14 protein-coding genes and 1 pseudogene are annotated in these 9,261 nt (G+C 54.8%); 10 read left to right on the top strand and 5 right to left on the bottom strand.

From position 1 onward, the window contains the following. Nucleotides 1-198 precede the first annotated feature (198 nt). The 9 genes and pseudogenes from B5D52_RS04825 to B5D52_RS04790 all read left to right on the top strand — a co-directional run bounded on the left by B5D52_RS04825 (nt 199) and on the right by B5D52_RS04790 (nt 5,435). Nucleotides 199-1,395: an RNA-directed DNA polymerase gene (locus tag B5D52_RS04825; protein ID WP_016146468.1), complete on the top strand. Its 1,197-nt coding sequence runs from the start codon at nt 199-201 to the stop codon at nt 1,393-1,395. After that, nucleotides 1,323-1,778: a hypothetical protein gene (locus B5D52_RS04820; protein WP_040332456.1), complete on the top strand. Its 456-nt coding sequence runs from the start codon at nt 1,323-1,325 to the stop codon at nt 1,776-1,778. The genes B5D52_RS04825 and B5D52_RS04820 overlap by 73 nt, the downstream gene beginning before the upstream one ends. After that, the gene (locus B5D52_RS04815) at nt 1,759-1,953 is read left to right on the top strand and encodes an XkdX family protein (RefSeq protein WP_016146466.1); all 195 of its coding nucleotides are present in this window, start codon (nt 1,759-1,761) and stop codon (nt 1,951-1,953) included. The genes B5D52_RS04820 and B5D52_RS04815 overlap by 20 nt, the downstream gene beginning before the upstream one ends. Next, entirely contained in the window at nt 1,950-2,612 is a 663-nt protein-coding gene (locus B5D52_RS04810; protein ID WP_040332455.1) for a 5'-methylthioadenosine/S-adenosylhomocysteine nucleosidase, read from the top strand. Before B5D52_RS04815 ends, B5D52_RS04810 begins: the two co-directional genes overlap by 4 nt. Nucleotides 2,613-2,631: 19 nt before the next feature. Then, on the top strand, nt 2,632-3,015 hold the full coding sequence (locus B5D52_RS04805; RefSeq protein ID WP_016146464.1) for a hypothetical protein: 384 nt from the start codon (nt 2,632-2,634) through the stop codon (nt 3,013-3,015). 16 nt (nt 3,016-3,031) lie between these two features. Then, entirely contained in the window at nt 3,032-3,391 is a 360-nt protein-coding gene (locus B5D52_RS04800) for a hypothetical protein (protein ID WP_016146463.1), read from the top strand. A gap of 12 nt (nt 3,392-3,403) precedes the next feature. Beyond that, a pseudogene (locus B5D52_RS16840) lies at nt 3,404-3,886 on the top strand (phage tail tip lysozyme); the annotation flags it as partial. Nucleotides 3,887-3,937: 51 nt separating this feature from the next. After that, the gene (locus B5D52_RS04795) at nt 3,938-4,930 is read left to right on the top strand and encodes an N-acetylmuramoyl-L-alanine amidase (RefSeq protein ID WP_040332599.1); all 993 of its coding nucleotides are present in this window, start codon (nt 3,938-3,940) and stop codon (nt 4,928-4,930) included. Between the two features lie 16 nt (nt 4,931-4,946). Beyond that, complete coding sequence (locus B5D52_RS04790; RefSeq protein ID WP_016146461.1) at nt 4,947-5,435, top strand: hypothetical protein; 489 nt, start codon at nt 4,947-4,949, stop codon at nt 5,433-5,435. 57 nt (nt 5,436-5,492) lie between these two features. Here B5D52_RS04790 and B5D52_RS04785 read toward each other — a convergent pair whose 3' ends face one another. Genes B5D52_RS04785 through B5D52_RS04775 form a run of 3 tightly spaced genes read right to left on the bottom strand, consistent with a single transcriptional unit; the run spans nt 5,493 to nt 7,734 of the window. After that, nucleotides 5,493-6,896, bottom strand: coding sequence for a recombinase family protein (locus tag B5D52_RS04785; RefSeq protein WP_016146460.1), 1,404 nt, complete (start codon nt 6,894-6,896; stop codon nt 5,493-5,495). Continuing rightward, nucleotides 6,893-7,327, bottom strand: a complete 435-nt coding sequence (locus B5D52_RS04780; protein ID WP_016146459.1) for a hypothetical protein — start codon at nt 7,325-7,327, stop codon at nt 6,893-6,895. The genes B5D52_RS04785 and B5D52_RS04780 overlap by 4 nt, the downstream gene beginning before the upstream one ends. Beyond that, nucleotides 7,324-7,734: a helix-turn-helix domain-containing protein gene (locus tag B5D52_RS04775; RefSeq protein ID WP_016146458.1), complete on the bottom strand. Its 411-nt coding sequence runs from the start codon at nt 7,732-7,734 to the stop codon at nt 7,324-7,326. Before B5D52_RS04775 ends, B5D52_RS04780 begins: the two co-directional genes overlap by 4 nt. A 171-nt stretch (nt 7,735-7,905) precedes the next feature. Here B5D52_RS04775 and B5D52_RS16070 point away from each other — a divergent pair, with 171 nt between their 5' ends. Continuing rightward, a complete protein-coding gene (locus B5D52_RS16070) occupies nt 7,906-8,112 on the top strand; it encodes a helix-turn-helix domain-containing protein (RefSeq protein ID WP_016146457.1) in 207 nt (68 codons plus the stop codon). 248 nt (nt 8,113-8,360) lie between these two features. Here B5D52_RS16070 and B5D52_RS04760 read toward each other — a convergent pair whose 3' ends face one another. Together B5D52_RS04760 and B5D52_RS04755 are read right to left on the bottom strand one after the other, a co-directional pair. Next, complete coding sequence (locus B5D52_RS04760; protein ID WP_016146455.1) at nt 8,361-8,624, bottom strand: hypothetical protein; 264 nt, start codon at nt 8,622-8,624, stop codon at nt 8,361-8,363. Nucleotides 8,625-8,786: 162 nt separating this feature from the next. Continuing rightward, nucleotides 8,787-9,260 carry a helix-turn-helix domain-containing protein gene (locus B5D52_RS04755; RefSeq protein ID WP_016146454.1) on the bottom strand — a complete coding sequence of 158 codons (474 nt, stop codon included), beginning with the start codon at nt 9,258-9,260 and terminating at the stop codon, nt 8,787-8,789. Nucleotide 9,261: the final 1 nt, after the last annotated feature.

The raw sequence follows: 9,261 nt of genomic DNA, 5'->3' as shown, positions 1-9,261 counted from the left end.
CAACTACAACAGCGTGTCGAACTCGAACACGAACATCGGCTGCCGCACCCTTTTATGTGTCTTGCTGACAAACCTCCAAACCACGGCACAGGTAGTCGCGCACCTCTCGGTGAAGATAAGCAGTTCAGGGAGCGGGTTAGTACACCTCGAAAGAGGCGTTGGAAAGCTCGTACAGCTAAAAGGAGGATACCAGTCCCTGTGAAAAGAGCAAAGAACCTATTTGAACCTTTAATCTCAGATGAGAATTTATCAAGAGCCATCGACGAAGTAAACCGCACACATCATTGGCGCACCCACCACCGCCCGAATAAATGCACTGCTTGGGTGGAGGAGACCAAAGAGGAGCGCATCAAGGAGCTGCGGCAAATTATCATCGACGGCTTTGAACAGAAACCGCCTCACACGACCCGCAGATGGGACGCAAGCGCCCAGAAGTGGAGAACGGTGAGCGAACCCGCGCAGTGGCCCGACCAGTATGTCCATCACGCGCTTATCCAGATTTTGCAGCCAATCTTCATGCGGGGCATGGACCATTACTGCTGCGGCAGTATTAGGGACAGAGGCCCGCACCAAGCACGGGCGGCAATCGAAAGCTGGATGAATCACGACCTGAAAGGCACTCGGTACGAGCTGTGCGGCGATGTGCGCCATTTCTATGACAGCCTGAAACCGGAGGTCGTAATGGACCGTATGCGCCGCCTGATTAAAGACCGGCATGTCCTCGACCTGATTTGGCGCATTGTGAAAGATGGCGTCCGTATCGGCTCCTATACCTCGCAGTGGTTCGCAAACACCGTTTTGCAGCCGCTGGACCAGATGATCCGTAATAGCGGGCTGTGCGCCCACTATGTCCGGTACATGGACAACCTCACGGTGTTCGGCCCGAATAAGCGAAAGCTGAAAAAGCTCCGGCTTCTCGTTGAGAAATGGCTGACGGAGCACCAGCTTGAGCTGAAAGGCGACTGGCAGATATTTCCGATTGCCCGCGTAAACCCGAAGACGCCGCTGGAACCACCGAGGCGCGGATTTGCGAGGCAAAAGAGCCGTCTGCCAAACGCCGTAGGGTATCGGTACGGTCGAGGCTTCACAATTCCGCGCAAGCACAATCTCCTGCGCATCAAACGGGCGATTGCCCGATACCGCAAGAGAAAGAGACAGGGCAAGCGCATCATGGCAGGAGCGGCTGCGAGCCTGATTTCAAGGCTCGGACAGCTGAAACACTGCAATAACTACAACCTTTACCGGCTTCTGTATAAAGGCGAACGCCTTGTGCGTGACCTGAAAAGAATCATCCGTCAAAAGCAGCGAAAGGAGGAACTGACGTGGAGTATGTATTTGGAACGCAGGAAGACATCGAAGTCCTCAAGACAAAGGGCAGTGAGCATTCCGACTTGACCGGGTTTCACCAGATCGAGCGGAGCTATCCCGACCAGACCGTGACAGACTGTTTCCGCGTAGTCCGCAAGCTGGACAGCTTGGAGGACGGCGAGGGAAACTGCTACGACTGGTACGAGATTGACCGGCACTACCGGTTTACCGATAAGACCGGCCCCGTCGCCCAGCAGCTTGTGGAGAGCACTGCCGCATTGGAAGACGCCCTGTGCGAGTACGACGAGCTTGCCGGCGCACGGATGGGCGAAATCGAAGACGCCCTGTGCGAGCAGGACGACGCGAACGACGTGCGTATCAGCGCCGTTGAGGACGCTGTATGCGAAATTGACGCTATCATCAGCACAATTAGTGAGGGAGGTACTATCAATGAACAAAATTTGGGCTAACAGACTGATTGCCGGTACACAGGTTTGGGATTCCGTTCCCGATTACCGCCGCAGCGGGGTAAAGACCGAGCTGGCGTCCCGCGTGGAGGACGGCGAGATTACCGCTGAAAAGTACAAGGAGATCACCGGAGAGGAGTACGCGGCAAAGTCTGCCGCGCCGAGTGAACAGTCGTGAGAAAAGTAGGATTGGTGGTTGCCGTGGAGGATGACGCTCTGCGGCAACGGTTTGGAGAGGGCCGCCCCACGAAAGACAAAATGGGCGTGACCCTCTATCAGACGAAGAATTGCCAGCTCTATGCCATACGGTGTGGAGCTGGCGAAATTTATGCGGCGGCAGCGACGCAGTACCTCATCGACAAGTACAAAGTGGCGGCGGTCCTCAACTATGGCGTTGTGGGCGGCTGCACTGATAACTTGCACCCCGGCGAGGTGTGCGTCGTGGTAAAGGTGGCGCATTATCAGTACGACCTGTTTGCCGTTGATAATGTGCCAGCTGGCCGCTATTTGGAATACCCAGACCGGCTGCTGCCGGTAAGCACTGCTTTCACGGAGCTGGCCTCCCCCGAACTTCGCCGGGTGGTTTGCGCATCCGGTGACAAGTTTGTGGGAGACGCCGCAGAGAAGCTATGGCTGCACAACGAGTTCGGAGCCGACATCTGCGACATGGAATCCGCAGCCATTCTGCTCACCTGCGACCGAAACCGCGTCCCGTGCCTTATCATCAAGGCCGTAGCAGACAGCCTTTCGGGAGGGGCGGCAGAATACTGGCGGGAGAAAAACCAGACGGCAAAAAGCTGCCTGGACTATGCCGTCGAGGTAATTGACGGGCTGTAATCTCAGAGGAGGGATTGAAATGAACGAAATTGTGCTCTGCCTGTTAAGTGGCGGCGTTGCGGCTGCCGCGATGAAGACCCTTGACGGGGTAATCATGTGGCATCTTAACCGCAAGGCCGCCAAAGAGGACAGGGACGCTGACAAGCAGGCTGCCGATGAGCAGCAGGAAAAGGACACGACAAAACGGCTCCAAGATGACCTTGCTTCTTTGCGGGTCGGTGAGCGTGTGATTCTGCACGACCGCATCAAATATCTGGGCAGACGATTCATTCGGGACGGCAAGATCGACTTTGACGACCGCCAAGACCTGATTGATATGCACGGCGTTTATCATAACGCGCTTGGCGGGAATGGGAATCTGGACAAGCTCATGGAGGAAGTCATGGAGCTGCCTGTGAAGTAAAAGGAGGAGGAATGCCGTGGTAATTGTTCTTACTGCGGTAGCATCCGTTTTCCTCGGCGTCTTAGGCTCTCTCTTGCTGATTCGCTTGAGCAGCGGAAAGAGCCGCAAGACGAAGAAGCAGAAAGCGGAGACTACCAAAAAGGTAATCTGGGTCTGCCTGATAAACGGGTTTGCGTGGGTATGGTGCAGCTATATCCTTGCCTACCTCGATAAGATGCAGATTGCCGAGAGCCTGTCCCAAGTGGCAGTTACGGAGATTATCGGTGTGGTGCTTGCCTACTGTATAAAATCCGCTGTCGAAAACCTGAGTAAAAATAACCGGTGGCCGGACAGGGACAGGCCCTCTGACGAACACACAAACTCCGGGACCGGTTGAAAGGAGTAAAGCATGAGCACGAATGAGGAGAGGATCTGGAACTACCTCATCGGGAAAGGGCTGAGCAAAGCCGGCGCCGCAGGGTTGATGGGAAACCTGTTCGCAGAGAGCGGGCTTTCCCCGAAGAACCTGCAAAACACCTACGAGAAGAAGCTGGGCTTTACGGATGACAGCTATACCGCCGCTGTGGATAGCGGCTCGTATCAGAACTTTGTCCGTGACAGCGCCGGATATGGCCTCGCGCAGTGGACGTTTTGGAGCAGAAAACAGAATATGCTTGACTTCGCACGAGCCGCAGGAAAGTCCATCGGGGACTTGGAAATGCAGCTCGATTTTCTTTTTCAAGAGCTGTCAGGCAGCTACAAGCAGGTTCTGTCCACGCTGAAAACCGCCACCACCGTGCGGGCTGCCAGCGACAGCGTTCTTCTCAATTTTGAGCGCCCCGCAGACCAGAGCGAGGCGGTAAAGGTGAAAAGGGCCGGCTATGGGCAGACCTACTTTGACAGGTATGCCGCAGCAGCAAAGCCCGGAAATGGAGGAAATCTTATGGGAAACAGCCCACTTGTAAACTACACAAAACTCAGCCCGAACCATTCGGGTAAGCGCACCCACGCCATTGACCGCATCACTCCGCATTGTGTGGTGGGCCAGTGCTCTGTTGAGACGCTGGGCAATATCTTTGCCCCCACATCCCGTCAGGCGTCCTGCAATTATGGCATCGGCCCGGACGGGCGGGTGCTTCTGTGCGTGGACGAGGGCAACCGTTCTTGGTGTACTTCTTCCAACGCCAACGACCAGCGGGCCGTAACCATCGAGTGCGCGTCTGACACCACTGAGCCTTACGCTTTTAAGGACGTAGTGTACCAGAAGCTCATCGCGCTCTGCGTGGACATCTGCAAGCGCAACGGCAAGAAGAAGCTGCTTTGGCTGGGCGACAAGAACAAGACGCTCAACTACTCTCCGAAGTCGGATGAGATGGTCTTGACCGTCCACAGATGGTTCGCCAACAAAAGCTGCCCCGGAAACTGGATGTTCGCCCGTATGGGAGACCTCGCCAGCAAGGTAACAGCGCAGCTTGGAGGCTCCACTGTACAGCCCTCGACGCCGAGCGCCCCTGCTTCTGGGCTGAGCGTAGGCACGGTTGTGAATTTTGCGGGCGGTAAGCACTACACCAGTGCAAACGCCGCCAGCGGCTCCGCTGCAAAGGCTGGTCCCGCCAAAATCACAGCTGTGTCCGCTAACGCCAAGCATCCGTATCACGTCATCCACACCAACGGCACAAGCAACGTCTACGGATGGGTGGACGCAAGCGCTGTCTCGGTGGCCGGCGGCTCTGCTGCGGTCAACTATATGGTTCGTGTGAAAATCACCGACCTGAATATCCGCAGCGGCCCCGGCACGAACAACGCCAAGAAAGGTGTAATCAAGCCGGGCGTCTACACCATCGTGCAGGAGGCCACCGGCACGGGAGCCTCGAAGTGGGGCAAGCTGAAATCCGGTGCAGGCTGGATCTCCCTCGACCACTGCGAAAAAATGTAATTAGGAGGTTATCACCATGAACGAACTTTTGTCTGACCTGTTGATTGCCGTAATCACGGCTGCGGTTCCTGTGCTGACCGCATTCGCCATCACCTACATCAAGCGGGTTGCCGCAAATGTGGCCGCCGAGACGGATGATGTCAAGGCGCAGGGCTACATCACGGAAATCGCTGATGCGGTTTCCGCTGCCGTAGCAGCCACCAGCCAGACCTACGTTGACGCTTTGAAGCAGGCCGGTAAGTTTGACTTGGAGGCCCAGAAAGAGGCAGCGCGAAAGGCGCTAACCGCTTGTCTGGCGTCCATCAGCCCCGCTGCTCAGGCGTTTATCGAGGCTCTGTATGGCGACCTCACCGAGTACCTGACGACTAAAATTGAAGCCGAGGTGCGCCGCCAGAAGATTGCGCTCCCGTCTTCCACCAGCGGAGCCACCGAAGTGGCTGCCAGCACTGCGGCTGCCACCGCCGCTACCATCGCGGTATCTCAGCTGAGCACCGAAACTAAGTGAGCCAAAAAGCCCTCCCGTGCAGGATTATTCCTGCGCGGGAGGGCTTTTTCTTTTGCGCTAAAACGCCCACTCAATATCAACTTGGTCGTCGGTCAGGACAATTCGGGATATGAGGCTTTGCAGGATGCGCCGTTTCTGGTTCTCATCGGCGAAGTCCCATATTTCCGCAGCGTTGGTTATAAGCTCGGCCACTAAATCGAGCGGCATAGCATTGGTTTCCTCGACCGGGGCGATGGAGTTTTCCAATGCGGTTTTCTCGCCGTACAGCCGGTTTATCTTCTCACCGAGCAGCTCGGGCGGTATATCATCCTGCTGATAAAGCTCCATCAGCTTTCCGATCTGACGGTCTATCTCACGGATGCGGCGCTCAATATCAGTGTTCTTGCTTACCGGGGCTGCGGCTTTCGGCTTGCCGGCGGCAAGCTCCTCTGCAATCTTTGGATTGCGCAGCAGCGCCAGTATCTTTTCCTCAATGATAGGCTCCAAGTCCTGCGCCCGCCATATCTTATTCTGGCAGTTCGGGTCCTTTATCATGTTCTTCATCTGCTTTGTTCGGGAGTAGCAGGCATAATAAGAGTATTTCCCCGTGTTGCGCAGGTAGTACCGGCCTCCGCAGTGTCCGCAGAACAGAAGTCCGGTCAGCACGTGCTTGGATTGGAAAGCGTGGCTCCCGAACTGCTCTCTGCGCTTTCCACGCAATATCTGTGCGGCATTGAATTGTTCCTCCGTTATTATCGCTTCATGCGCGTGATCCACAACGACATCTCCGAAGTGCAGACGCCCGATATAGGTTTCATTCTCCAAGATGTTTCTCACGCTCGACCACGAATTGTAGCTGCTGTACTTGTTCGTGTACCCCGCGTCCTGCAATTTATCGGTTATTGCTTTCAGTGACGAACCGGAAAGATACCACTCATATATCTTCCGAACCTGTTCTGCCTCGTATGGGTTTACGATGAGCTTGCCGTCCTCGTAGTCATACCCGATAGGGATGTTCCCGCCTCCGTGGTGAAGCCCGGTTTTGGCACGAGCCACTCGCCCCATCCACGTGCGCTCCTTTATCTGCTCACGTTCCAGCTGGGCGAATACCGCAAGCAGACCTATCATGGCTTTGCCGAACGGGGACGAGGTATCGAAGCTCTCCTGCATGGAGACGAAATCCACCTTGTTCGGCCTGAATATCTCCTCGATGAGATACAGTGTGTCCCGCTGCGAGCGGGAGAGCCGGTCCAACTTGTAGACCAGCACCACATCGAACTTCTCTGTCTCGCTCATCAGCTTTTGGATGCCGGGGCGGTTCAGGTTGCTGCCTGTGTAGCCCCCATCCACATATATGTCCGCTATGAGCCAATCCTGCGCCTTGCAGTACGCAATCAGGCGCTCCCGTTGCTCTCCTACGGAGTAGCCCTCTTGTGCCTGTTCCAGCGTGGAAACGCGGATATAGAGGGCTGCCCGTCTCACAGCGGCATCCCGTCTAACAGGTAGTTGGCGAAGATCCAGTTACGGCAGGTGCGCTGCTCCTCGGTAAATTCGCCCTCTGGGTGGGGCTGGTAGCTTTGGAAGTCAATCTGGCGAGCATCCGTAATCACCAGCCGAATCCGGTCATTTTCAATCTCAATATTCTGTCCCTCGCACGGAACGAAAGCCACGTGCGTATTCTCGTCATACTTAAAGCCGTTGCTCAGCCCGCAGAGATAGTAGGCTTTTACCCTTGCGTCCGGTTCAATGTCCAGCTCCACATGAGCCTTGTCTTTGTAGCGCGTCCCCTCGAATATCTCGTGAAAGGCGTCGCCAATAAAGCATTTCGCACAGCATTTGTCGATACGTGCGGAGCGGATTGCCCGCAGCCAGAAGAATGCGCACTTCTTTTTAATGTCCAGTGATACTTTCATTTTGTACCCTCCTCTAACTCGACGGCAAAGTTAAGCAGTTTTAACCGCTCCCTGCCGCTCAGCTGTTCGTAGATATGCAGCAGCTCCATCGCCTCCGGCGAAATGGATTGCTCTCCGTTAATCACCACGCCTCCGTGGTTGGCTTGGATGAATGGGCTGTTTGTTAGCTGGCCGCTGATATTGTTCTCAACGGCAGGGACGGTTTGCGTCCCTCTCAGCAGATAGTCGATGCTCACATTGAAGTAGTCGGCTATCTTTATCAACGCCTCCACGCTCGGGAACGCCTGCGGTATGCGCTCGTATTTCCCGATTGCGGACGGCACAACGCCGATGACTTCTGCCAACTGGCTCTGTGTGATGTCGCAGTCTTTTCTCAACCGTCTAAGTCGTTCTCCGAACCCGTCCATAGGTCTACCTCCTTTACTGTAAGTCTATTATATGTCTTTTAATTCAAGTTGTCAATGCAGGATTTTTTCGGGAAAAATTCAAGAATGGGAGTTGACATTGAGGAAATGAAGTGCTATAATAAGACTGTAAGTAAAGAAAGCGACCCGCAGGACACTAAAGGAGGTGGAACAATGAATGTTATGAGAGAGCGTAGACTTCGCGGGGCGATTCCCACACAGCGAGAGGTCGCAAAGATCGTCGGTGTGCAGGAATCCGCTGTAAGCAAGTGGGAGCGCGGTCTTGCTAAGCCGCGAGCGGACAAGCTGCCCATTCTTGCAAAGCTGTACGGCTGCACCATCGAGGAGCTTTTGGCCGACGACGCTGAGCAAGAAGAATGACCGCCGCCACCTCTGTTCTACTCGCGGTTGCGACGGAGCTTGCACAGCAGGCGAAGTCCGGTATGCCTGAAATGAGGGAGGGCGAAAGAATACTGCGCGAGTGGTACGAAAGCGGAGTATATTACCGCGAAACATCCCTCGGAGACAAGTTATTCCTGTGCCAATACGATTTCAGGCAAAGAAAAAGCCGCCGGGAGGCGGTGGTGGAGTAGGAGTTGCAAATGACTGAAAAGGTCTGCCGCATTTGCCTATATGCTCGCGGCGGCTACCTGCTTCGCTGCCGCCTCATATCCCTGATGGTAGGTGTAATATGTCGTGCCGCTCGCGTCCTCAAACACGCCATCCTGCGGTTTCTCAAGGCTCTGAATGGCGATGGGGATTTTGGTTTTCTCGTCGGAAACAATCTCGCTTTCCATCTTGCCGTCCGCTCTGAGCAGCGTCTTCACGCAATACCAAAGCGGGCATTCACGCCATTCGCGGTATTCCATTTCAGCTTTGATGCAGTCATTCATTCTGTTCAACCTCCTTACGGGCTTTTCCTTTTTTCTTTACATTCTTATTATAGCACTTTAAGTCGTTTTCGTCAATGCTTTTCCTAAAATTTTTTCAGAAAAATTTTCTCGAAAAGCAACGGAGAATAAAAAATCAGGGAGCCTTGTCAGCTCCCTGATTCGTTACTTCTTGTGTTTCCACGAGCCAATGGCCTCGATGCCAAACAGCAGAACGGCCATGTCCTCCATCGCACGGTTGATGTCCCGGTAGAACGTCCGCTTGTCGATGTTCAGCCGCTCGGCGATTTCATCCACGCTAAGCCTGTCCTCGTCGATGTACCGCAGATTGAGCGCCTCCCACCGGCGGGCCTCATCGGGATTCACCGCCTCTTTGCACAGAGCCTCATACGCTGCCAGCATCTTGTCCACATGGCTCATCATCAGCCCTGTCTTCCGGCGCATGGAGCAGATGCAGCTTACCTCCAATGTCTCCGGGGAAACATGGGCGTAGTGCGCCCGCAACTTCCGGTAGTTCTTCATCAGGAGATTAACGTCGTGATACCGAGCGTCAAACTCCTCGTCAATGATAGCGTCCTTTCTGGCAAGAACTTCCTGTGCCGCAACCCGCGCCACCTCAGCGATTTCCTCTTTGTTCATC

It is taken from the genome of Butyricicoccus pullicaecorum DSM 23266 (genome assembly GCF_900167005.1).
GTDB classification, from domain to species: domain Bacteria; phylum Bacillota; class Clostridia; order Oscillospirales; family Butyricicoccaceae; genus Butyricicoccus; species Butyricicoccus pullicaecorum.
The sequence above is the reverse complement of the archived record's forward strand: the minus strand, read 5'-3'. Positions and strand labels throughout refer to the sequence as shown.

Bases quoted from the DNA above. Each gene is read 5' to 3' on its own strand.
- B5D52_RS04760 (WP_016146455.1), bottom strand. From the start codon at position 8,624: ATGAATGACTGCATCAAAGCTGAAATGGAATACCGCGAATGGCGTGAA.
- B5D52_RS04755 (WP_016146454.1), bottom strand. From the start codon at position 9,260: ATGAACAAAGAGGAAATCGCTGAGGTGGCGCGGGTTGCGGCACAGGAA.
- B5D52_RS16070 (WP_016146457.1), top strand. From the start codon at position 7,906: ATGAATGTTATGAGAGAGCGTAGACTTCGCGGGGCGATTCCCACACAG.
- B5D52_RS04775 (WP_016146458.1), bottom strand. From the start codon at position 7,734: ATGGACGGGTTCGGAGAACGACTTAGACGGTTGAGAAAAGACTGCGAC.
- B5D52_RS04815 (WP_016146466.1), top strand. From the start codon at position 1,759: ATGAACAAAATTTGGGCTAACAGACTGATTGCCGGTACACAGGTTTGG.
- B5D52_RS04790 (WP_016146461.1), top strand. From the start codon at position 4,947: ATGAACGAACTTTTGTCTGACCTGTTGATTGCCGTAATCACGGCTGCG.
- B5D52_RS04805 (WP_016146464.1), top strand. From the start codon at position 2,632: ATGAACGAAATTGTGCTCTGCCTGTTAAGTGGCGGCGTTGCGGCTGCC.
- B5D52_RS04780 (WP_016146459.1), bottom strand. From the start codon at position 7,327: ATGAAAGTATCACTGGACATTAAAAAGAAGTGCGCATTCTTCTGGCTG.
- B5D52_RS04795 (WP_040332599.1), top strand. From the start codon at position 3,938: ATGGGAAACAGCCCACTTGTAAACTACACAAAACTCAGCCCGAACCAT.